Raw genomic sequence first — 21766 nt, 5'->3', positions numbered from 1 at the left:
GCTCGCCCCCCCGTCCGGCGCTGGAGACGGTCTCGCCGGTGCGCGGCAAGGACGGCGAGCGCGGGGTCTCAGCCGCCGACGGTGAGAGCGACCTTACCGAACTCGTAGAAGGTGTCACCGTTCTCGTCCCCGTTGTGCCAACGGCCGATCATGACCTCGTTGTAGCTCGCCCGTCCGAGGTGGTCGCTCTCCTTCATCGCCGTGGTCCACCTCCGAGAGGCGACCCGCACCTGGGTGTCGCGCCAGTGCACCGTGCCGGTGAAGTACTGCGTCAGGCCGTTCTCGTCGCCGTCGTGCCTCCTGCCGAGGATGACCCGGTCGTTGAAAGCGGAGAAGCGGGAGCTGCTCTCCACAACAGTGGGGCTCCACCCCCCGTTCTTCACGAAGACCGGTTCACCGTCGATGACGATCCGGCCGCACCAGTACGTGGTCCAGCCGTTCTCGTCCCCCTTGTGGTCCCGGCCGGTCAGCACCTCGCCCTCCGGGCAGACGAAGACGCTGTTCGGTTCCCTGAGGCGCAGGGAGGTTCCGGGGAGGATCTCGATTCTCGGTACCGTGACCGCGGATGCCGTCGCGGCCGCGGGTGCCACCGGGGCCGCCGCGGACGCGGGTGCCCCGGCCAGCGTGACCAGGGCGGCCGCCGCCATCGCGACGGGCAGGGCCTTCTTGTACATGTCCATCTCCTCCGGTCCGCGTTTGCTCCGTCCGACGCGCGCCGAGAGCACGGTGCCGACGGCTCACGTCACCCCTGCGATCCGGGCCCGGCATGCGTGACCGGTGGCGCCGGTCCCGTCCCGCGGATCGTCCGCGGGTGCCGGAGAAGGCCGGTACAGGGGAGGGATCACATCGTGGCCGTCACCGCGCCGCCGGATCGTCCCTCTGCGGGGTGAGCGCCGCTCCGCCCCGGAGATGACCCCCGGCGCCCCAGCGGATGATCACGGCGACGACGGCTCCACGGAGGCGTCGTCCGGGAGCCGGTGGAGCGTCACCGATCTTCTTGAGCGAGCGTGCCGTGAGCCTCTGCCGACGAGCGTGCTGTGAGCCTCTGCCGAAAGGTCCTGCCAGTCGGCCCAGGTCTTGAGCCGGTCGGCGTAGACCTGCTGGATCATCGGGTGGAATCCCTGGCCGAAGAGGATCCGCAGGGGCGGGTTGTCGGCCTCGACGATCTTGAGGAGTGCCTGGGCCGCGGCGGCCGGGTCGCCACGCGACAGGGCGGCCTCGACGAAGTTGCGGCCGAGGCCGCGGGACGGACCGGTGACGAATCAGACCTTGCTCATGATGTCTTACCGTTCTCTCTGCGATGACGGCTGTGCGGCGGTCACCACGCGACGGGGCCAAGGCGATCGCTTATGAAGCCGTGGTGCCGCGTGGATCGTCCGTGTGGCGTCCTGACGAACATGAGGCACCGGCGACCCGGACTCTGTGACAGCGCGGTCACGTGACGTACGTCACCGATCACGGGTGTCACACGGCGGTGAGGGCCGGTGTCTTGTGCACGGAGCAAGGTGGAAAGCGAACAAGCAGGAGCCGGCGATGAACGAGCACAGCGAGGCGACGACGGGCCCGGTCGGGCCGCCCCCGGGTGGCGATCGGATGGACTCCGCCACCGAGGCCTTCGTCGCCCACCGCAACCTGCTGTTCACCGTCGCCTACGAGATGCTCGGCTCGGCGGCCGACGCCGAGGACATCCTGCAGGAAACCTGGCTGCGCTGGGTCAAGGTCGACCTGGGGCAGGTGCACGACCAGCGCGCCTACCTCGTCCGGATCACCACCCGGCAGTCGCTCAACCGGCTGCGCACCATGAAACGCCGCAAGGAGACGTATGTCGGCCCCTGGCTGCCCGAGCCGCTGCTCACCGCACCGGACGTGGCCGAGGACGCCGAGCTCGCCGAGAGCGTGTCGATGGCGCTGATGCTCGTCCTGGAGAGCCTCTCGCCGACCGAGCGCGCCGTCTTCGTGCTGCGTGAGGTCTTCGACGTCAGCTACGAGGAGATCGCGGCCGCCGTCGACAAGAGCCCCGCGGCCGTCCGCCAGATCGCGCACCGCGCCCGCCGGCACGTCGATGCCCGCCGCCCTCGCGAGGCGGTCTCCCCGAGCCAGGCCCGGGCGGCCCTGGAGACCTTCCAGCGCGCGCTCGAGACCAGGGACCTACAGGCCCTCCTTGATGTGCTCGCCCCCGAGGTCGTCCTGATGAGCGACGGCGGCGGCATCAAGCAGGCCGCGCCGCGGCCGATCACCGGCGCCGACAAGGTGGCCCGCTTCATCGTCGGCGGCATCGGCAAGTTCGTCGTCGGCGGCACCGGCAAGGCCCAGGCCGCGCTCACCGGTGACCCCACCATGGTCAACGGCAACCTGGCACTCCTCCTCCGTGTGGACGGCGAGCTCGACGGCGTCCTGGCGATCCGTGTCGAGGATGCCCGCATCAGCGGCCTCTACTACGTCCGCAACCCGCAGAAGCTGACCCGCGTGGCCTCCGAGACCCCGCTCACCCTGCGATGAACAGACCGGACCACCGAAACACCACTCATCCACTGCCACCCGCCAGCAAAGGGACACCACGCACCATGACCGGACAGACGACGGCAACGCACGGCGGCCACACCTTCCTGAAGATCGCGGTCGCCGTGCAGACCTTGAGCATCTTCTTCCAGGCGGCCACCGCCGGAATGCTGCTGTCGTCCCACGACACGGAGCTGCACCACATCGGATCACCCGTGATGTACGGCGCGACGGTGCTGTACGTGCTCGCCGCGATCCTGGCCTGGCGCCCGGGCGGCGGCACACCCCGCCCCATCCTGTACGCCACCGGCTTCCTCGTCCTCGCGTCGGCGCAGGTCGCGCTGGGCATCGCGGGCATGAGCTCGCTCCATGTCCCCCTGGGCGTCCTGATGTTCGGCCTCAGCACCTTGGCCCTTGGCCAGGTACTGTCCACCGCTCGGCGAGGCCGCTCCAGCACCCGGTCGTAGCCGCCGCCGACCCCAGGTTGTGCCCCCGCACCGGACCGGTCCCCGTCGCCTTCACGATCATCCACTCATCCCGCCTGGCCGTACGACCGGTAGCGCTCGCCCACCGCCTGGCCGTGGTCACCGCAACCTGAAAGGGTCCCCGTCGGCTCGATGTAGGTGTCGCGATCCACACCGAACCCGGAGACCCTCCTTCATTCCAAGAACAATGGACCATGAAGTTCCCACGCTGCGGCAGGGCGGCATCCACCTCTCATCTCGGAGTACAGCCCATGGCTTCCCTGGGAGGGCGTGATCAGGCGACGCGGGACGCCGGCGCGCTCCAGGTGTTGCAGGCGGCCGGGGAGGCAGCAGCGAATCCCTTCTGCAGCCAGGCGACCCGGTTCTTCCCTGTGCCGTGGCTACGTTCCTTGTCGAGACTGTCATCACCACTGCGCCGGTAGAGGTCCACGACCTCCTTCCAGTCCTTGTCCTGATAGTCCTCCTGCGAGGCCCAGATACTGCCCATGAACGCCGCCCCCAGGCAGTCGGCCTGCAACTCCACGCGACGGCTCTGCGCCAGCGCCTGCTCCTTCGTGGGAGCCGGCATGTTCCGGTAAGCGGTCCACATACCGGTGAGGTTCTGAACATGGTGGGCATACTCGTGCGCGATCAGGTGCAGCAGCACCGGGTCAGCCGGGTCCGCGACGGCGTAATCCTTGATCATGATCACCAACTGCCGCTCATCGACGCAGTAACGGCCGGTGACGTTCTTGCCCCAGGCCGACCCGCACGCATGGCCGGGCTTGGACATGAACCGGATCTTCGGTTTCTTGAATGCCAGACCGGCCTTCTTCAGCTGTCCCGACCATGAGGCGTTCAAGCAGCTCAGCATCGTGGTCAGGTGCTTTTGGGCGGCTGCGACGCTGCCGGAGCTCTCCGGTCGGCGGCCACAGGGCACCGTCAGCTTGCCGCCACGGTACAGCGGGTTATGGGTCAACGCCTTGGTACCGGTGGGAACCGGCGCACCAGCAGCACCGGTGGGACCGGTACCGGCGTGGGCGGTGCCGGTGAGCATCAGACCGGCCAGGGCCCCGGCCAGCAGGGCGATATGGGGGGTACGCATGGCGCCAAACTCTACAGAAACGGCAATAACGGAACGTCGCGCTGCTCTGCGAGGTCCCCAAGGGAAAAAGAGGGAAAGCCGCCCACGTCGCTCACCCTCGCAAGGCGAAAGTGTTCACCTGGCCGGGCCACCTCGTTCTAGTCCGGGTCCCCGTCGGTGTAGTGGAAGTGCTCCTGATGCGCGGTCGTGAAGCGCCCGACGGACGAGGGGGTCTGCTGATGGGCGGCGCGAGGCTGAAAGTGGCCGTGCTCGATCGCCCAGTCGTAGACACCCGTGTCGAGGGGGTACTCCGTGAGCATCCCTGTCACCTTGCCGGCCTTGATCCAAGACTCTGCGCGCTCTCGTGTCCGGAACACACCGGACGGCCACTGAGCGCCCTCGCCCAGGAAGACCCACACGGTCGCGAGGCTGGAATCGCTCACCGCTGATACACCTCATCACTGGACTCTGCGAAACCCGGAGGGGCACGGACCTGGTGGATGGACCGTAGTCACTCAGTCAGTCACCCGGCAACGCAGAAGGCCGCTCCCGATTCCGGGCAGCGGCCTTCGACCTGGTGGGGTGTCACAAGTAAGCCTGGCCTGGTACGGGAGCGAGGGGCGGAAGATCGCTTCCCGGGCCGAGTTTGACCTCCCCCAGGTGAGACCAGGGCTGCTGGATCAGTCGTAGGTGGCGATCTCGATGAGGTTGTGGTCCGGGTCTCGGATGTACAGGCTGGTGATCGGGCCAAGCGCACCGGTTCTCGGGACTGGCCCCGCTTCGATGGGTACACCCGCCGCGGTCAGATGGGCGGCCACCTGATGCAGGGGCGAGCTGGTGATCAGGCAGAGATCGGCGCTGCCGGGCTCCGGGTGAAGGGCATGCGGCCTGATCTCGTGCCCGGCCTGGTGCAGGTTGATTTTGCTGGAGCCGAAGGTGAGCGCCTGGCGGCCGTCGCCGAAGGCCACCGGCTCCATGCCGAGGGCGTCCCGGTAGAAGTCGATCGTCCGGGAGATATCGGCCACGGTCAGGACCAGGTGATCGAGGCTTGCGATGCGGACCGCGAAGGTCTCTTTGACGGCCTCCCAGGCGATCGGTGGCAGCAGGTGCCGACAACGAGTGAAGAACGCATGCAGCCCGGCCCCGTGTTCGGCGCGGATGTCTGCGTTGTGCCGAACGACGTCGATCTCGTTCGCGGCCGTGATCAGGAGAAATGCCGCCAGCTCGGCGTCGGAGGGCTCCACCGGCCGGCCCGTGAAGCGGTCCACGAAGCGCAGGGCAGGGTAGGTCGCTGCACGGTCGCAGGAGGCGTAGAGATATACCAGCGCCTCGGCCCGGGACCCGATCGTCTCGATCAGTGTGGCTCGATCGGTGAGGTCGAGGAGTCGGCGGTCGTAGCCGTCTGTGCCGTAGGTTGCGTGACACAGTCCGGCGAACCGCACGTCTTCGTCTGCCCCCCAGTCCTTGAGCTGGGCTGCGACGCGTTGCAGGTGCTGCAGGAGTGTGCCGCCGGGGTGAGGGATCTCGGCGGCGCCCTTGGAGGTGAGGAATGTCGTCGAATCCGTAAAGGTATCCGCTGCCATGATCCCGGTTATACGCCATCAGGCGAGAGCCGATACGGCAACGGACCGGTGAGCTCTCCAGCGGCGGGCCCCGCAGACAGGCGATGCCCTTGGCCCGCACCGACCAGCGGGCCAAGGGGGTGAACGCCTCGGTGGCGAACGTCTCGGGTCGTTGACAGACAGTGGCCGATCTACTCACACCGCATGTCGCCCCGACTGCCGGCGGCTGCCGTTTCCCACTGACATCTCGTGATGTCGAGCGCGGCGGAACCGGTAGCGATCATGGGGAACCAACGGGTGCACCCTGCGCCAGGGCTCAGGAGAAATCTGCCCGATTCACGGACTCCGCCGCGAGCAACGCCGCGCCGAGCTGCACGGCGACCAGCGAGCGGAGCGGGATCGGCGTGGCCACCGCCTCGGCTTCGGCCTCGGCGAACCACTCATCGAAGCGCGCCCCGAGCCGGGCCCGCTCGGCCCGGATGGCCGGTGTCTGGTTGCCCGCGCCGAGCTCGGCGTCCAGCATGCGCAGGTAAGTCCCGCAGTACCTCAGCCGCATGGTGTGCACGGTCTGCCGGTTGCCGACCATCTCGGCCACGGTGGCGGGCCGGTCGGTGCCGGGGAAGCTCTCCCACTCGCCGATGAACTCGTCGTGGGTGCCGACGAAGTCCTCCAGGGCGCGGCGGAAGGGGGAGCTGACGGTCAGATCGGCCCTGACGGAGGCGAGGGATTGCGCCAGTTCGGCGATCAGGGCGCGTTGCGCGGCGAGGCCGTCCTGGATCGCGTCGCCGTACTGCTGGTCGGTGGGGGTCTGGTCGGCGACGCGGGAGTCGGCCCAGTAGGGCAGTTCGGTGACCAGGTGCAGGGCGCCGAAGCGGTCGGCGTAGTCGACGCTGGCGCCGCCGATGCCGTAGGTGGCGGCGATCTGGGCGCCCCTCGGGGTCATGTAGGCGGCGGGGCCGATCGGCACGGCGCTCGGCACCTCCGGCGGCCCCATGTGCAGGGGCAGGCCCTCGGCGGTCGCGATGGCGGCCAGGCGGGCGGCGAGCGCGGGGTCGTGCTTGCTGAGGTAGTAGAACGCGCCCTGGAGCTCGCCGTTGTGCAGGGAGTAGACGAAGGCGGGCTTGACCTCGTCCATCAGCCGCATCAGCGCCTCGGTCTCCGGCAGGGTGCGGTCGAAGAAGTAGTCCTCGCCGGTCAGCGGGAAGGTCCATTCGACCTGGTCGACTTCGGCGGGGCGGTAGAAGTGCTCGGCGTAGGCGCGGCGGTCGCTCGGCCGGGTGTACCAGCCCTCGTTGAGGCGGGCGCCGTCGGGATCGACGCACGGGATGAGGTGCCAGCGGAAGCCGAAGTCCTCGCGCAGCGCGGCGTCCTCGACGAGCTGCCGCAGCAGCGCGCTGACGGTGAGCGCGCCGATGGGCTCGTTGGGATGGGGGCCGCCGATGATCACGGCGTCATGGGGGCCCGCGCCGATGGTCGCCACGCGCAGCGGCTCGCCCAGACGTGAGGTGCCGATGCGGCGCAGCCGTACCAGGTCGGGGTGGGCGGCGGCGAGGTCGTCGAGCTCGGCGTGCATCTGGTCCACGGTGGGGAACGCGGTGTAGTCCGGCACCCGGCTCATGTGGTGGGCGATGTCCATTTTCGAGCCTCCTGATAATCTGGATTATTTTAGTAAACCAGATTATCCTTCTGGCATGCAGGAGATGTCATGCGGCTGAACAGAGCGGAAAGCAAGGCGGCCAACAAGCGTGCGCTGATCGAGGCGGCGCGCGAGGTCGTCGGCAGGGAGGGCTCCAAGGCGAAGCTGGAGGACATCGCCGAACTGGCCGGCCTGACCACCGGCGCGGTCTACTCGCTGTTCGGCGGCAAGAACGACCTGATGGTCGCCTTGGTCGACGACTACACCGGTCCGCTCGACCTGCGCTCGATCGGGGCCGCCGAGCCCGGCATCCCGCTGGAGGAGGTCGTGGCCGAGGTCGCCCGCCGGTTCCTGCGCATGTCGGCCGACCCTCGGGCCGCCGGCGGGCTCCTGTTCGAGACGCGCGTACTCGACCTCGTGCTCAACGACCCCGACCTGCGCGGCAGGCTCAACGCCTCGATCAGGTCGACCGAGGTCGACCTCGCCGCGCTGTTCACGGGCCGGGAGCACGACGGGGCCGCCGTCACGGGCGAGCAGGCACTTCGCCTGGCCCGCGCGCTGAAGGCCCTGCTGTCCGGGCTCGGCCAGGGCGTCGTGCTCGGCGCCCACGAGGCCGACGAGGAGTTCTTCGTCGAGACCGCCCAGGCGCTGATCACGCCGAAGGTGCTCGGCCCGGCCTAGATCACGGCCGGGGTTCGGGGGACCACACGGCCGTACGTCACCCCACCCCGAAAGGCAGAACCATGTCCAGATCCGGCTTCGGCGTCATCGGCGCGCCGGTGTTGTTCATCGGCGTCCTCCAGACCATGGAGATGATGCTCTCGCCCGCGCTCCCACTCGTCCAGCGGGACCTGGCGGCCTCGCCCGGCGCGCTCGCCTGGATCTTCACCGGCTCGCTGATCAGCTCGGCGATCAGCACCCCGATCGTCGGCCGGCTGGCCGACATGTACGACAAGCGGCGTGTGCTGCTCGCGCTGATGGCGATCAGCGGCGCCGGGGTCCTCCTCGCCGCCCTGGCGCCGAACATCACCGTGCTGATCGCGGGTATGGCGGTCGAGGGCGTCTGGCTGGGCGTGCTGCCCCTGACCGTGGGGCTGTTCCGCGACACCCTCACCCCCGAGCGCGCCGCCACCGGCAACGGCCTGATGGTCGGCGTCGCCGCGCTGGCCAGCGCCCTCGGCCTCATCCTGGCCGGGCCGATCAGCTCGGCCCTCGGCTACCGGGCGCTGTTCCTGCTGGCCGTGGCCGGCGTGGCGGCGGCCGCCCTCCTGGCCTGGTTCACCGTGCCGGCCACCCCGCGCGCGGCCGGCGGTCGCGTCGACTGGGCGGGCGGGCTGCTGCTCGGCGGCGGCGTGGCCCTGCTCATGCTGGGCCTGACCGCCGTCTCCACCTGGGGCTGGACGGCTCCGGCCACCCTCGCCCTGTTCGCCGCCGCCGCGCTGACGCTGGGCCCGTGGGCGGTCGTGGAGCTGCGCGTCGCCGACCCGCTCGTGGACCTGCGGCTGCTGGCCGGACGCACTCCGGCCGGGGTGACCGCCATGGGGGTCCTGCTCGGCTTCGCCTCCTTCGGCCTCGTCGTCGCCCTGCCGATGATGCTGGCCGCGCCCGCCGACACCGGGTACGGCCTGGGCGCCGACACCCTGTGGATCGGCATCTACATGTTCCCCATGGGCGTCGCGGGCACCGTGATCGCGCCGCTGGTCGGGCCGATGACCAGGCTGCTCGGACGGCGCACGGTGCTGGTGCTCGGCAGCGCGCTCGTCTGTGCCGGGACCGGCGGGCTGGCCCTGTGGCACTCCTCCCCGTGGCAGGTCATGGCCGCGGTGACGGTCATGGGGCTGGGCGCCTCCATCGGCCTCACCGCCGGGCTCAACGCCGTGGCCTCCGACGTGCCCGGTGAACGCGCGGCCGGGGTCAGCGGCGTGGTCTTCGTCGCCAAGAGCGTCGGCGGCACGTTCGGGGCGCAGCTCGGCGCCATGGTGCTGGCCTCCGGAGCGGTGGCGGGGGTGCCCACCGAGCAGAGCTTCGTCGACACGTACCTGCTGTCGGCGGCGCTCGGCCTGCTGGCCGTCGGCGCCGCCTTCGTGATCCCGGCCGCTGTGCGGGACACCAAAGGCGGGCGCCCGGCTTCGGCCCCGGCGACGGAGCCTGCCGTTCCCCAGGCTGACATCCTGTGACGGCGGCCAAGGAAGTGACGGCGGCCGAAGAAATGACGGCGGCCAAGAAAAAGGAAGGGAGTAGCCGGTGCGGGTCTACATCTCCATCGACATGGAGGGCGTGACGGGCATCGCCACCATGGACCAGGTCGTCCGCGGTGGCCACGGGTATCCGCGATCACAGCGGCTGATGACCGCCGAGGCCAATGCCGCCATCGAGGGCGCGTTCGCGGCCGGGGCCGACAGCGTCCTGGTCAACGACAGCCACGGCACCATGGACAACCTGCTGCACGAGGAGCTCGATCCGCGCGCCCGGCTGATCTTCGGCACTCCCAAGCTGGACTGCATGGCCGAGGGCATCTCGGCCGAGCACGACGTGGCCATGTTCCTCGGCTACCACGCCGCGGCCGGCTCGCCGGGCGTGCTCGCCCACACCTACTCCTCGCACTTCTACGAGGTGCGGCTCAACGGCCGGCCGGTGTCGGAGGCCGAGGTCAACGCGCTGCAGGCCGCCGCGGTCGGCGTCCCGGTGGGGCTGCTCACCGGCGACGACGTCATCTGCGGCGTCGCGGAGAAGGCCTTCCCCGGCGTGCGGACGGTCGCCGTCAAGGTCGCGCACGGGCACACCGCCGCGGACAGCCTCTCGCCCGCCGAGGCCAGACGGCTGATCCGGGAGGCGGCGGCGGAGACCGTACGGGGGGCCGGGGAGCTGACGCCGCTCCGGCTGCCCGAGGTGTTCGAGCTTGAGATCGACATGCCGAGCACACCCGCGGCCGAGCTGGGGGCGCAGATCCCGGGCGTGCGCAGGATCGCCGACAAGACGCTCGCCGGCACCTTCACCACGCCCACGGAGGTGCTGGGCTGCGTGACGGTCTGCTACCACCTCGCCGCCGACGCCATGATCAGCCGGATGGCCCTGTATGGCAGGCGCTAGCCGGCCCGCTGGCCCGTACGCCAACCAGACAGGCCACAGGTTTGCCGCTCAGGCCAAACGGTTCGCGCCCGGGGATCCAGATACTGGAAAGATGGATCTTGAGCAGGTAGAACACGCCATCGCCGCCCTCCCCGGCGTCCGCCCGGACACCCCGGGCCTGGCGGTCGGCGTCTACGCGGACGGCAGGGCGCTGCACACCTCGGCCAAGGGCGTGGCCACCGTCGAGTTCGGCGTCCCGATCGACTCCCGCACCCGCTTCGACATCGCCTCCATCAGCAAGCAGTTCACCGCCGCGTGCCTGCTGCTGCTGGCCAGGGACGGCAGGCTGAGCCTGTCGGACGACGTCAGGACGCACATCCCCGAGCTGCGGCTCAACATGCCCGTCACGATCGCCCAGTGCCTGCAGCACACCGGCGGCCTGCCGGAGTGGTACGCCCTGCAGGCCGTCACAGGCGTCCCGCTCCAGGTGCTGGACGAGGAGCGGCTGATGAAGATCGTGGCAGGCATCCGCCGGACCATGTTCGAGCCGGGCACCGACTTCTCCTACTCCAACACCGGCTACATCCTGGCCGCCGTCGTGATCAGGCGGGTCAGCGGGCGGTCGCTGGCCGAGTTCGCCCGCGACCGGCTGTTCGGCCCGCTCGGCATGGACGACACCGTCTTCCGCGACGACGCCTCCGTTCCGTTGCCCCGCATGGCCTTCGGCTACACCGGTGCCGGCACCAGGGCCGACACCGAAGAGAGCGCGGTCGGCGACGGCGGCGTGGTGACCAGCGTCGCCGACCTCGCCCCGTGGTTCGGCTTCTTGGCCGACGGCCGGGTGCTGGGCGCCGACCTGCGCGAGGCGCTGCTGGAGAGGGCCGTGCTCGCCGACGGCGCCGTGCTGCCGTACGCGCACGGGATCTGCCACTTCACGGTCGGAGAGCTGAGCGCGTACGGCCACGCGGGAGGCATGCACGGCTATGTCGGGAACCTGCTGTACCTGCCGGAGCCCGGCCTCGGCGTGGCCGTGCTGACCAACCAGAGCGGGCTGGACCCGGTCGGCATCAGCATGCACCTGGCCCGCGCCCTCACCGGCCAGGACCCGGCGGCCCGGCCCGCCCTCGCCGACGCGGCCACGGGCGAGGCGGGCAGGACCGCGCTGCTCGGGCACTGGCGCGATCCGGCGGGCGGGGCCACGCTCACACTCGAACCCGCCGAGGAGGGCAGGATCTCCCTGACCGGCTCCGCCGCCACCGCCGTGCTCGCGCCCGGCGACGACGGCCGCTGGCACGGGCAAGGAGACGCCGAAGGGGCCTGGCTGGCGCTGGAGGACGGGCGGCTCCTGCTGGGTGACGCCAGGTCGATCCGGTGGCCGGCCTCCTTCACCCCGTGCGGCCCGCCGGGCGACGGCCCCGCGCCGGAGGGAGCCTGGCTCAACGACGAGCTCGGTGTGCTCGCCGTACTCCAGAAAGAGGTGCTGCGCGTCGGTCTCACGTTCGAAGTGCCCGTCACGCCCGCACCCGCGGGAACGTGGCGGGCGGGCCCCTTCGCCTTCTGTCTCGACGAGGGCGGCGACCTGCTGCTCAGCGGCTCCGGCCTGCGCGGGATGCGCTTCGTCGCACAGCCCAAGGGCACCGCGGCCGTCGGCATCCCTCCTGGCCTGGTCTAGGACGGGGGGTTGGCCTGCAGCACGGGCCGGGGCACGCGGAGTTCGGCTGTCGGGTCAGTGAACGCGGGAGGTCGGGCTCCCATCGTCCGGCCGTCCCCCGCTCATTCCCCGAGACCGTGCGGTTCGCCGTCCTCGACACGATGGTGGCCGCCACCCCCTGCAACGCCGACGAACTCCTGAAGCCGACGGACTTCTCGTCGACTGACGGAGCGGACAGAGTTCATCCCAGGAAAGGCTCACCCCATGCACGACCTCATCCTGCGTGGCGGCACCCTGCGTGACGGGTCCGGTCCGCCGGGCCGTACCGCCGACGTGTGCGTGTTCGACCCTGCGGCCATCAGGCACGACGGCACCTACGACGAGCCCGGCATACGGCCGGCGGGCGTCATCCACGTGCTCCTGGGCGGCCGGATGGTGATCGACGGCGGCGAGTTCACCGGCGGCGGGCATGGACGCCTTCTCCGCCGGGGCGGCGGGTGCCTCCAGCGGCGGGAAGCCGGGTGAGCGCACAGGGCCGGGTGACGCTCGGCGTGCTGCTCGACAGTCTCGGGCCGGAGGCGGTCACCGCACTGTGCCTGCCGTCCGGCCGCCAGGCCATGGTCGGCGCGCCCGTCATCTACGGCTCCGACGAGCCGCTGACCGCCTTCGACGGAGCGCTGCTGCTGGTCACCGTCAACCCGGAACCGTCCCTGCTGGAGCGCGCGGCCGAGGCGGGCGCCACCGCGGTCGTGGTGCGGGCCGGGCTCGGCAACGCCGTCGCGCTGACCGAGGCGGCAGAGGGCGCGGGCGTGGCGCTGCTGGCCGCCGCGCCCGGCCTGTCGTGGGGCCAGCTCTACGCGCTGGTCGATGCCCTGCTCGCACTTGTCGCCCCCGCGGCCGACCTGGGGGGCGGCGCCCAGGCAGGCGACCTGTTCGCGCTGGCCAACCAGGTCGCCGCCCGGATCGGCGGCGCCGTGGCCATCGAGGACCTGGCCATGCGCGTGCTCGCCTACTCCACGATCGGCGGCCAGCGCATCGACGAGCTACGCAGGGAGGGCATCCTCGGCAGACGCGTCCCCGAGCACCCGACGAACACCGAGGAGTACGCCGCCGTTTTACGCTCCGACCAAGCCGTCTGGAGCTTCGAGCCACGCGAGTACCTGCCGAGGCTGGCGATCGCGGTGCGCGCCAGGGGCGAGGCGCTCGGCACGATCTGGGCCATCCAGGCCGACGAGCCGCTCACGCCCGACGCCGCCACCGTGCTCGCCGAAGCGGCCGGGACCGCCGCCCCGCACCTGGCACGCATCAGCCTCGCCGCCGACAAGGCCCGCAGGAGCAGGGACGAGTGGCTGGGCTGGCTGCTGCGGGGCGTCGGCCCCGTCGGCGAGCTGGCCGCTTCCTTCGGCCTGCACCCGGAGGAGCCGGTCACGGTCGTGGCGGTCGGCGCCTGGGAGGTCAGGAGGCGCACCGACGTCTTCGCCGCCACGCACGCCGGAGACCTGCTGCGTACCGCCTACAACGCCTACCGGATCAGGGCCGCCGTCGGCGCGGTGGACGGCAGGACCTACGCCGTCGTGGCCGTCGAAGCCGGCACGCCGCTGCTGCGGCGCATCACCGCCGACACTCTCGGCCAGATCAACGGCCGCCTCGGCGGCCGCTGGCGGGCCGGCGTCGGCAGGACCGTGGCCTCGGTCACGCAGGCCCCCGCCAGCGCCAGGCAGGCCGACGAGGCGCTGCGCGTGATGTGCGGGCCGTTCGCAGGCGGCGAGGTGGGCCTGCACGAGGAGCTGGCGGCGGCGCTGTTCCTGCTGGACGCGGCGGCGTCGATGCGCACCAGCCCGGTGCTGCTGGGCGAGCCGCTGTCGCTGGTGGCCGAGCACGACGCCAGGCACGGCACCGACTACGTCCACAGCCTGCGCGTCTGGCTGGCCGCCCACTACGACGTGCCCAGGGCCGCCGAGACGCTGTCGCTGCACCCCAACACACTCAGGTACCGGCTACGCCGCATCGGCGAGCTGATCTCGCTCGACGACCCCGACGTCAGGATCGTCCTGGGCCTCCAGCTGCGGCTGGGCGAGATCCGGGCGTCCGGCACAAACAGCGGCGAGTGAAGTTTGGCTCGCACGCCAACGCCCCGGCGACGGCCCGGCGGAATGCTGGTGAGCATGGTCGAACTCCGCATCCTCCACGACACCTCCGAGTTCCAGGCCGCCGACCGGCTGCTGCGCCGCATCTGGGGCGTCAGACCGGGCGACGACCCGCCGCTGGCCGTCGACCTCATGTGCGCCTTTCACCACGCCGGCGGCTATGTCGGCGGCGCCTTCCTCGACGGCGAGCTCGTCGCCGCCGCCTCCGGGTTCCTGGCCGAGGGCGGCAGCCTGCACTCCCACATCGTGGGCGTAGCGCCCGAGGCGCGGGGCCGAGGGGTCGGCCAGGCGATCAAGGCGCACCAGCGCCGGTGGGCCGTCGAGCGCGGCCTGAACTCCATCTCCTGGACCTTCGACCCGCTCGTGCGCCGCAACGCCTTCTTCAACCTGGCCAGGCTCGGCGCACGGGCTGAACGGTACGTGCCCGACTTCTACGGGCCGATGAGCGACGGCATCAACGGCGCGGACGCCTCCGACCGGCTGTTCGCGCACTGGCCGGTGAACCCGGGCCCGGTCCCGGGACCGCCGCGCGGGAGCGAGGCGGCCGTGGTGATCCTGGACGAGACCGGGTCAGCGCACGAGCCGGGCGGCGCCGCCGTACTGCGCTGTGCCACGCCCGCCGACGTGGAGCGGCTGCGGCGCGAACACCCCGAGGAAGCCGCGAGGTGGCGGGCGGCGCAGCGGGCCGCGCTGGACGGCGCGCTCGCCGGCGGCTACCGCATCACCGCCTTCACCAAGGACGGCTGGTACGTGCTGGAGCGTGCGGCATGAGGATCGTCGAAGCCGAGCTGCACACGGTCGCGTTGCCGCTGCTCACGCCGTTCCGCACCTCGCTCGGCACGCAGACCGTGCGCAGGGCGCTGCTGGTGCGCGTGCGCGGCTCCGAGGGGGAGGAAGGCTGGGGCGAGTGCGTGGCCGACGACGAGCCCACCTACAGCCCGGAGTACCTGGAGGGGGCGGCCGACATCATCCGGCGTTTCCTCCTGCCGGGTCTGTTGACCGTACCCGACCTCGATCCGGCCGGCGTGGCGCCCGCGCTGGCGCACCTGCGCGGGCATCCGATGGCCAAGGCCGCCGTCGAGATGGCCGTCCTGGACGCCGTGCTCAAGGCACGCGGCCTTTCACTCGCCGCCTATCTGGGAGGGGTACGGCGCAGCGTCCGCGTGGGCGTGTCGGTGGGCATCGCCACCACCCTCGACGCCTTGCTCGACACCGTCGACCGGCACGTCAGCGCCGGCTACGCCCGGATCAAGCTCAAGATCGAGCCCGGCTGGGACCTGGAGCCGGTCAGGCTGGTCCGTGAGACGTTCGGCGCCGGGCTCATGCTGACCGCCGACGCCAACACCGCCTACGCCCCCGCCGACGCCCGCCACCTGGCCCGCCTCGACGCCTACGGCCTGACGCTGCTGGAGCAGCCCTTCGCCCCGGACGACCTGCACGGGCACGCCGAGCTCGCCGCCCGGATGGAGACGCCGATCTGCCTGGACGAGTCGATCACCTCGGCCCGCGACGCCGTCGCCGCGATCAGGGCGCGCGCCTGCTCCATCATCAACATCAAGCCCGGCAGGGTCGGCGGCTACCTGGAAGCCCGCCGCATCCACGACCTGGCCCAGGCGGGCGACGTGCCGGTGTGGTGCGGCGGCATGCTGGAGACCGGGCTGGGCCGGATGGCGAACCTGGCGCTGGCCAGCCTGCCCGGCTTCACACTGCCGGGCGACATCTCAGCGACCGCCCGCTACTACGATCGCGACATCACCGCCCCGGTCGAGCTGGAGGGCGACTCCATCGCGGTGCCCGAGGGCCCCGGGATCGGCGTCGCGCCGGACCCGGACGCCCTGGAGATGTTCACCGTCGACCCGCCCGTGCGCGTCATGTGACCCGTCGTGCCCGGAAGCCGCTGATCGTCTTCCGTATCCAGCCCGCGTAGGCGGAGGCGCATTCTGACGCGGCCGCCCCGCAGGCGTTCAGTCCCCGCAGCCGGCCGGGCGGGACCGGCCCGGAGAGGCCGCACGCCCGCCCGGTTCCGGCCCGACCGCCCGCCACCCACCGGGCGGCGGCATGATGACGTAGAGAAGATTCGACCTAGGATCGTCAGATTCAACGGCCGGCTCAGCCCGGCGGCCGGAACAATTCCGTTGCTCGGTACCGCATTGAGGTACCATTCAGTTCATGGATCTGCGACTTCGGCTTCCCGATGAGACTCACCGTCGGCTACGTGCCGCGGCAGATGAGGACGGCAACAGCCTGAACTCGGAGATCGTGATCGCCATCGAGGAGTATCTGACGCGCAAGCAGACCAGCGCGGTGCGGGCCATCGCCCGTAAGGTCGCCCAGCGCGATGCCGAGTTGCTCCACCGCCTGTCCCAATGACGCTCTACCTCACCAAGGCCGACGTCCTCGCCATCGCCGAAGAGATCCTGCCCACGGTCGGTCTACGTGACGGCGGCCAGCTCCACGCGGCCGTGCTGCGGCCGCAGACCACCGTCTTCGGCGAGGACGCCTACCTCGACCTGTGGACCAAGGCCGCCGCGTTGTTGCAGAGCCTGCTCATCGGGGATCCGCTCGTCGACGGGAACAAGAGGCTCGCCTGGACCTCCGCCGTCGTCTTCCTCGACCTGAACGGCGAGACGCTGAGCGGCACCGATGCCGACGCAGCCGAAGCTCTGGTGATCTCGGTGACCACCGGAGAGCTGAAGGACACAGCCGACATCGCCGAGCGGCTGCGCGCCCTGGAGGGATGAGCGGGCGAGCCGTGCCCGACAAGTGCCCCACGACGTCCGTCCCTGCACATACCATGACCGGTGAGGCCGGGAAAGGGCTCCCCGGACCGGCCTGGTCACTCGGCCGGCTGTTTGTCGGATCAGACTGCGAGACTCCGCGCATGCATGATCTCGTACTCTCACAGGGGGTCGCCGCAGCCGGTCCTCTCGCTGCGGTGAGGCGCTCTGCGGAAACGTCTCCTGGTCCCAGCCGCAGCAGGCGGCCGGCGTGAGCGCGTTCGAGCGGTTCAGCCTCCAGGCGAGCCCGGAAGAGTGGTCACCTGTGTGGATCGCTCGCGGAGAGCTCCGCCACCAGCGGTTCGACCTGCCCGCCGGAGTATCCAGCGTGACCTTCGACCGGGCACGGCTGGTGAACGTGGACTTCTCCGGAACGCGGTTCGCCGACGTCAACGTCCACGGTGGCGTATTCCAAAGCTGCGACTTCTCCGGCGCCGTCTTCGAACAACTGTCCATGGGCATCACCGGCATGCGAGGGCGCTGGGACGGGGCCGACTGGCCGCAGTCGGTCTTCCGCGATTGCGTGTTCCGGCGCACCCGCTTCGCGCCCTTCACCTTCTTCGGCAACGTCCGGTTTGAAAGGTGCGTGTTCGACCGCTCTCGCCTGAGGGACCAGACATTCACGTCCGAAGCCGAGTTCGTCGACTGCGTCTTCCGCGGCCGCGTGCGGAACATCAACTTCTGGGGCCGTCCGGCCGACCACCAGGCCGCGCTGGGCAGGGACCGCAATGACTTCACCGGCAACGACTTCACCGGCGCGGAGCTCGACTACGTCGCCTTCCACCACATCGACCTCCAGGCCCAGCGCCTGCCCGGCCTGCCCGGCTACGCGCTCCTCGACCGGATCAGTGAACGGGTGGAGGCGGTGCTGCCCCTGGTGGGGAACTGGCCGGACGCACGTCACCGGGAGCAGGCCGGCTTCAGCCTGGAGTTCCTCGCGGACAGGGCCCTGGAGCAGAACGACGATCAAGCGCTGGTGAGCCCTTTGGACATGGGCCGGAAGCTTCCGCCCGCGCTCCGCGAGGAGTTGTTCGAGGCGTTCAGGCGCATGCCCAGCGATACATCCCCTGGTTGAGCCGTACCGCCTCGCGGGCCAGGTCTCGCAGGGCCATGACGCGTCCGAGCTCGAACTCGTCGAGTAGTTCCTCCTCGGCGTACTCGCGCAGCCGCGCGTCGTCCACGGTGGCGAGCGCGGCGACGGTCTCGGGTGCCATCCGATCCACGCTCGCCGATTCGCCGTCGTCCGCAACGGCCTGGCTGTCCCCGAACTCGCTGAGGTCACGTCCGCTGAGCTCCGCGGCCAGCGTGTCGGGCTCGTCGAGCCATCCCTTGCAGTCGACATACGGCAGGTTCACGGCCCCCGGCCCTCCGGACAGGGCCGATCGGGCGGCCTGCTCGGAGTCCACCGTGAAGTAGTCGACGAGAACACCCATGGCGACCACTTTACCGATCACGCCCACACCGGCACGGGAGAAGAGTGCACACCTCAAGCGCACACCTCAAAGGGATTGGACTCCGGGGCGAGGACGCCGTGCAGTGTTCGACTTTTCGCTGACTCCAGCCCGCGAGAACCCCGTGGAGGCCGTACGGCCCGCCTCAGACGGAGAACCGGCCGCATAGTTCCTGATCAGACAGGAGGCCCGATTCCACCCGTCTGGAGTCGGGCCTTCGTCAGGCTGCTCGACCTCCGCCACAATGATCATGTGATCGATCACTACCGCGGCCTCTTCGAGTGGCAGGAGTGGCTGGAGAACGGGCTCTGCTGGATCATCGTGCAGCCCCTCAACGAAGAGATCACGGTGGACGATCTCCTCCGGCGGCTGAACGGGGGTCGCGACCCCGAGCATCGCGTCATGGAGTACCCCACGGAGGAGGCCCTAGATGAGCTCCAGCCCGTGTTCTTCGTCTTCGAAGGCGCAGGAACCTGGGGTTTCCTCGAATTCACCTACGGCATGGCCCCGTCCGGCCACACCCTCGTCGAGCTCAGCAAGGAGTCACGGGTGTGGATGACGACCTGGCACTTCAAGGGGGGATACACCGTCCTCTACGCGGCCGACGGCAGGATCAGGGCGCGGATGGGCGACTTCGTCTTCACCGAGCACATCGTCGAGGAAGGCGATCGGAGCATCCTGGCAGACTTGCGCATCATGCTCGACGGCCTCGACCCGCAGGACTACCGCGGCAAGCAGAGTGCGGCGTTCGCCTTCATGGAAGCGGCCACCGGCATGGGCCTGGAGAGTGAGTGGCTGGATGTGGAGAACGCCCCCGTCGTCATCCTCGACAACCCTGACGCCTGACCTGGTCACCGGCCGGTCTCCTCGTCACGATGCGGCGTCTCACCCCCTCCGGGGAGATCTGCTGACTTTCCACTGACTCCGCCCAACCAGCCGGCTTCTCCGCCGACGACGCTGCCGGTCATGTGGGGCGATCGTTCGTCTCCGTGGCCGGCGGTCACGGCATGCGCACCAGTGCCGGGTTTCCGGCCCGGCTGCAGGAGAGCGCCGTTCCCTGAGCTCACGCTCGCGATGCTCGCGGGTCGAACCCGATCGCGGGCAGAATCGCCTGATCGACGATCGCCGCGAGGTCCTCGTCGGTGGGCGGTGCCCCGGTGTCGATCAGGCGCTTGGTGACGAGGGCCTCACCGATGTCGGCCACGACCGGGGTGAGCAGCTCGGCCGGGAAGCGGTCCCGGTCGGCATAGTGCTGCAGCACGGTGCGGGTGAACGTGCCCCCCCGGTTGGCGAAGACTCGTTCGAAGAGCGCCTTGGACATCAGCGCGGCGCTCTTCGGGTCGGTGAGGATGGAGGCGACCGCGCGGCCTGCCGGGCTGAGAGCCCACTCGACCATGAGGCGCAGGGCATGGATGAGGTCACCGCGCAGATCGTCGGCCCCGGGGGACGGCTCCTCGACCGGGTGCTGGTGGTAGAGCGCGTCCAGGAGCACCTCTACCGGATCTGACCAGCGGCGGTACAGCGTGGTGCGGGGTGTGGCCGCGCGTCGGCCGATGCCCTCCATGGTCAGCCGTCCCACGCCGACCTCCACCGCCTCTTCCAGGACGGCATCGTGGATGGCCTTGATCAGTTCTTCGCCGCGTCGGCGCGGCCTGACGCCGTGGTCGCCCATCACCACCCCTTGCCCAGCTACACAGATGTAGCTTACCTTGAGCATAAGCTACATTTATGTATCTAATCCAGAGGGGACAACCATGTCCATTGCCCCACCGACCCCCAGGGACGTGGCCGCTCCCATCGCCCGGCGCGCGCTCGCGCCCGATCTCGCGCGCGGGCTGATGCTGCTGCTCATCGCGTTGGCGCACGCGCACCTGTACCTGCCAGGTCACGAGGTGGGCTTCCGCGGTTACACCCTCGACGGGGGCGCCCTCGACCGCCTGGTCGCCGGTGTGCAGATCCTCCTGGTGGACGGGCGCGCGCTACCGATGTTCGCCGCCCTGTTCGGCTACGGTCTGGTGCAGCTCGCCAACCGGCAGCTCGCCGCAGGCAGGAACTGGGCTCAGGTGCGCAAGGTGCTGCGCCGCCGGAACCTCTGGCTGCTGGCGTTCGGGTTCTGCCACGCGTTGCTGCTGTTCTTCGGTGACATCCTCGGAGCGTACGGACTGGTCGGACTCGTGCTCGTCGGGTTCATACGGCGCGAGGACAGGGCCGTGCTGCGGGCCGCCGTCGTCGGGCTCGTGCTGCACGTCGTGGTGCTGTTCGCATTCGGGCTGCTCACCGTCTCCGCACCCAAGGGCGACACGCCCGCCGCCATGGCGGACCCGATCGAGGCGACGGTGATGCGGCTGATCGGGTGGGTCTGGATGACGCCCACCTACTTCGCCGCCAGCGTGGTGCCGGCCTTCCTGTTCGGGATCTGGGCGGCCCGGCGCCGCGTGCTGGAGGACCCGGTGCCGCACCGGGGCCTGCTCTCCCGAGTCGCGGTCATGGGCGCAGGGCTGGCCGTCGCCGGAGGGGTGCCGTTGATGCTGATCGACACCCGGATCTGGACGCCGGCGGACATGCCGGCCGTGGCCGCGTACGCCCTGCACAGCGTGACGGGCATCGCCGGCGGGCTCGCGTACGCGGCGATCATCGGACTCGCCGCCGGCCGGATGCGACGTGGGCGTCCCGGCCCGGTCGTCAGGGCTCTCGCCGCATGCGGTCAGTGGTCACTGACCTGCTATCTCCTCCAGTCGGTGATCTTCGTAGCGGTGTTCGCACCGTACATGGGAGGGCTCGGCGCGCGTGTCGGCGATGCCGCGGCGTCCGGCATCGCCGTGGTGACCTGGCTGGCCACCGTGGTAATCGCCGCACTGTCGGCCTCCGGCGGGCGGAGGGGACCGGCCGAGACCGCCCTGCGGTGGTTGACGTACAGGCACCGCTGACTCATCTGCCGACCGGTGGTGAACCACCCGCCTCGGACTGGGACCGAAGCCGTTCCGGAAGCCGCTACTTGACCTCCGGAAAGATCTGCGCGATCAGTTGCCACTCCGGAGACTGCACCCGTTACACGGAGTTCGATCTTGGTCGGCAGGGCCACGAGTGGCAGTTCAGGGCCCACCGCAAACTCCTCAGCCACGAGGACTTCACGGCGGACATCGTCGGCTCCGCCCTGTTCAAGCCGCAGTTCCGGTCGCCGGCGGAGGCCGTACGGCCCTGCCGGCTCGCCCGGGACCATGGACGATTCCACGGCCGTGGCGGTTGCTGAACCGGCCCCGCCTGAGCAGGCGCAGCCTGTGCCGGCGGGTGCGGCGGATGGCCATTGGCGTTGCAGGACATCTTGCTCATCCCGCACACCGGCACCGCCTGGGAACACCTGCCGCAGGAGCTGGGCTGACGGCACGCGAAGACCCGCTCCTCGACGAGACCACGTGGACGGCGACG

Annotated in this window: 25 protein-coding genes; 17 read left to right on the top strand and 8 right to left on the bottom strand. The window is 70.4% G+C overall.

Annotated elements, in window-relative coordinates:
• Nucleotides 1-68 precede the first annotated feature (68 nt).
• Together J2S55_RS20935 and J2S55_RS20930 are read right to left on the bottom strand one after the other, a co-directional pair.
• Entirely contained in the window at nucleotides 69-674 is a 606-nt protein-coding gene (locus J2S55_RS20935) for a hypothetical protein (protein WP_306863615.1), read from the bottom strand.
• 261 nt (nucleotides 675-935) lie between these two features.
• The gene (locus tag J2S55_RS20930) at nucleotides 936-1109 is read right to left on the bottom strand and encodes a hypothetical protein (protein ID WP_306863612.1); all 174 of its coding nucleotides are present in this window, start codon (nucleotides 1107-1109) and stop codon (nucleotides 936-938) included.
• A gap of 3 nt (nucleotides 1110-1112) precedes the next feature.
• On the opposite strand from J2S55_RS20930, the gene J2S55_RS20925 reads away from it, so the two are divergent.
• From J2S55_RS20925 to J2S55_RS20915, 3 genes are all read left to right on the top strand, one after another.
• Complete coding sequence (locus J2S55_RS20925; protein ID WP_306863609.1) at nucleotides 1113-1304, top strand: hypothetical protein; 192 nt, start codon at nucleotides 1113-1115, stop codon at nucleotides 1302-1304.
• A gap of 229 nt (nucleotides 1305-1533) precedes the next feature.
• Nucleotides 1534-2499, top strand: coding sequence for an RNA polymerase sigma-70 factor (locus J2S55_RS20920; RefSeq protein ID WP_370879686.1), 966 nt, complete (start codon nucleotides 1534-1536; stop codon nucleotides 2497-2499).
• 65 nt (nucleotides 2500-2564) lie between these two features.
• A complete protein-coding gene (locus J2S55_RS20915; RefSeq protein WP_306863607.1) occupies nucleotides 2565-2966 on the top strand; it encodes a hypothetical protein in 402 nt (133 codons plus the stop codon).
• Between the two features lie 292 nt (nucleotides 2967-3258).
• On the opposite strand, the gene J2S55_RS20910 is transcribed toward J2S55_RS20915, so the two are convergent.
• The 4 genes from J2S55_RS20910 to J2S55_RS20895 form a co-directional block, all read right to left on the bottom strand.
• A complete protein-coding gene (locus J2S55_RS20910) occupies nucleotides 3259-4068 on the bottom strand; it encodes a neutral zinc metallopeptidase (protein WP_306863605.1) in 810 nt (269 codons plus the stop codon).
• A gap of 137 nt (nucleotides 4069-4205) precedes the next feature.
• The gene (locus tag J2S55_RS48630) at nucleotides 4206-4466 is read right to left on the bottom strand and encodes a DUF7710 domain-containing protein (RefSeq protein WP_442480498.1); all 261 of its coding nucleotides are present in this window, start codon (nucleotides 4464-4466) and stop codon (nucleotides 4206-4208) included.
• A 261-nt stretch (nucleotides 4467-4727) separates the two neighbouring features.
• Nucleotides 4728-5630: a VOC family protein gene (locus J2S55_RS20900; protein ID WP_306863600.1), complete on the bottom strand. Its 903-nt coding sequence runs from the start codon at nucleotides 5628-5630 to the stop codon at nucleotides 4728-4730.
• A gap of 295 nt (nucleotides 5631-5925) precedes the next feature.
• Entirely contained in the window at nucleotides 5926-7245 is a 1320-nt protein-coding gene (locus J2S55_RS20895; RefSeq protein ID WP_306863597.1) for a M14 family zinc carboxypeptidase, read from the bottom strand.
• A 69-nt stretch (nucleotides 7246-7314) separates the two neighbouring features.
• Here J2S55_RS20895 and J2S55_RS20890 point away from each other — a divergent pair, with 69 nt between their 5' ends.
• The 11 genes from J2S55_RS20890 (at nucleotide 7315) to J2S55_RS20840 (ending at nucleotide 17964) form a co-directional block, all read left to right on the top strand.
• A complete protein-coding gene (locus J2S55_RS20890; RefSeq protein WP_306863595.1) occupies nucleotides 7315-7926 on the top strand; it encodes a TetR/AcrR family transcriptional regulator in 612 nt (203 codons plus the stop codon).
• 62 nt (nucleotides 7927-7988) lie between these two features.
• Nucleotides 7989-9422 carry an MFS transporter gene (locus J2S55_RS20885; protein WP_306863592.1) on the top strand — a complete coding sequence of 478 codons (1434 nt, stop codon included), beginning with the start codon at nucleotides 7989-7991 and terminating at the stop codon, nucleotides 9420-9422.
• A 67-nt stretch (nucleotides 9423-9489) separates the two neighbouring features.
• Nucleotides 9490-10335 (top strand): M55 family metallopeptidase, encoded by an 846-nt coding sequence (locus J2S55_RS20880; RefSeq protein WP_306863590.1) that lies wholly within the window; start codon nucleotides 9490-9492, stop codon nucleotides 10333-10335.
• Between the two features lie 91 nt (nucleotides 10336-10426).
• Nucleotides 10427-11986: a serine hydrolase domain-containing protein gene (locus tag J2S55_RS20875; protein ID WP_306863588.1), complete on the top strand. Its 1560-nt coding sequence runs from the start codon at nucleotides 10427-10429 to the stop codon at nucleotides 11984-11986.
• A gap of 243 nt (nucleotides 11987-12229) precedes the next feature.
• Nucleotides 12230-12490, top strand: coding sequence for a hypothetical protein (locus J2S55_RS20870; RefSeq protein WP_306863585.1), 261 nt, complete (start codon nucleotides 12230-12232; stop codon nucleotides 12488-12490).
• Nucleotides 12487-14076 carry a PucR family transcriptional regulator gene (locus J2S55_RS20865; RefSeq protein WP_306863583.1) on the top strand — a complete coding sequence of 530 codons (1590 nt, stop codon included), beginning with the start codon at nucleotides 12487-12489 and terminating at the stop codon, nucleotides 14074-14076. The genes J2S55_RS20870 and J2S55_RS20865 overlap by 4 nt, the downstream gene beginning before the upstream one ends.
• A gap of 54 nt (nucleotides 14077-14130) precedes the next feature.
• Nucleotides 14131-14883 carry a GNAT family N-acetyltransferase gene (locus J2S55_RS20860; RefSeq protein ID WP_306863580.1) on the top strand — a complete coding sequence of 251 codons (753 nt, stop codon included), beginning with the start codon at nucleotides 14131-14133 and terminating at the stop codon, nucleotides 14881-14883.
• Nucleotides 14880-15989, top strand: a complete 1110-nt coding sequence (gene menC / locus J2S55_RS20855; protein ID WP_306863578.1) for an o-succinylbenzoate synthase — start codon at nucleotides 14880-14882, stop codon at nucleotides 15987-15989. The genes J2S55_RS20860 and menC overlap by 4 nt, the downstream gene beginning before the upstream one ends.
• Nucleotides 15990-16281: 292 nt before the next feature.
• Nucleotides 16282-16482: an Arc family DNA-binding protein gene (locus J2S55_RS20850; protein ID WP_306863574.1), complete on the top strand. Its 201-nt coding sequence runs from the start codon at nucleotides 16282-16284 to the stop codon at nucleotides 16480-16482.
• Nucleotides 16479-16853, top strand: coding sequence for a type II toxin-antitoxin system death-on-curing family toxin (locus tag J2S55_RS20845; protein WP_306863571.1), 375 nt, complete (start codon nucleotides 16479-16481; stop codon nucleotides 16851-16853). The genes J2S55_RS20850 and J2S55_RS20845 overlap by 4 nt, the downstream gene beginning before the upstream one ends.
• Nucleotides 16854-17100: 247 nt before the next feature.
• Nucleotides 17101-17964: a pentapeptide repeat-containing protein gene (locus J2S55_RS20840; RefSeq protein WP_306863568.1), complete on the top strand. Its 864-nt coding sequence runs from the start codon at nucleotides 17101-17103 to the stop codon at nucleotides 17962-17964.
• Here the strand turns inward: J2S55_RS20840 and J2S55_RS20835 are convergent.
• Nucleotides 17930-18322, bottom strand: a complete 393-nt coding sequence (locus tag J2S55_RS20835; protein ID WP_306863565.1) for a hypothetical protein — start codon at nucleotides 18320-18322, stop codon at nucleotides 17930-17932. The two genes, J2S55_RS20840 and J2S55_RS20835, sit on opposite strands and share 35 nt — an antisense overlap.
• A 270-nt stretch (nucleotides 18323-18592) precedes the next feature.
• Between J2S55_RS20835 and J2S55_RS20830 the strand changes: the two genes are divergently transcribed.
• Entirely contained in the window at nucleotides 18593-19186 is a 594-nt protein-coding gene (locus J2S55_RS20830) for a hypothetical protein (RefSeq protein WP_306863563.1), read from the top strand.
• 217 nt (nucleotides 19187-19403) lie between these two features.
• Here J2S55_RS20830 and J2S55_RS20825 read toward each other — a convergent pair whose 3' ends face one another.
• The gene (locus J2S55_RS20825) at nucleotides 19404-20012 is read right to left on the bottom strand and encodes a TetR/AcrR family transcriptional regulator (protein WP_306863560.1); all 609 of its coding nucleotides are present in this window, start codon (nucleotides 20010-20012) and stop codon (nucleotides 19404-19406) included.
• 82 nt (nucleotides 20013-20094) lie between these two features.
• Here J2S55_RS20825 and J2S55_RS20820 point away from each other — a divergent pair, with 82 nt between their 5' ends.
• Together J2S55_RS20820 and J2S55_RS20815 are read left to right on the top strand one after the other, a co-directional pair.
• The gene (locus tag J2S55_RS20820; RefSeq protein WP_306863557.1) at nucleotides 20095-21267 is read left to right on the top strand and encodes a DUF418 domain-containing protein; all 1173 of its coding nucleotides are present in this window, start codon (nucleotides 20095-20097) and stop codon (nucleotides 21265-21267) included.
• Nucleotides 21268-21335: 68 nt separating this feature from the next.
• Complete coding sequence (locus tag J2S55_RS20815; protein ID WP_306875920.1) at nucleotides 21336-21590, top strand: hypothetical protein; 255 nt, start codon at nucleotides 21336-21338, stop codon at nucleotides 21588-21590.
• Nucleotides 21591-21766 lie beyond the last annotated feature (176 nt).

Origin of the sequence: Streptosporangium brasiliense (assembly GCF_030811595.1) — a bacterium.
GTDB classification, from domain to species: Bacteria; Actinomycetota; Actinomycetes; order Streptosporangiales; family Streptosporangiaceae; genus Streptosporangium; species Streptosporangium brasiliense.
Note: the sequence above shows the minus strand (reverse complement) of the source record. Positions and strands in the feature narration are given on the sequence as shown.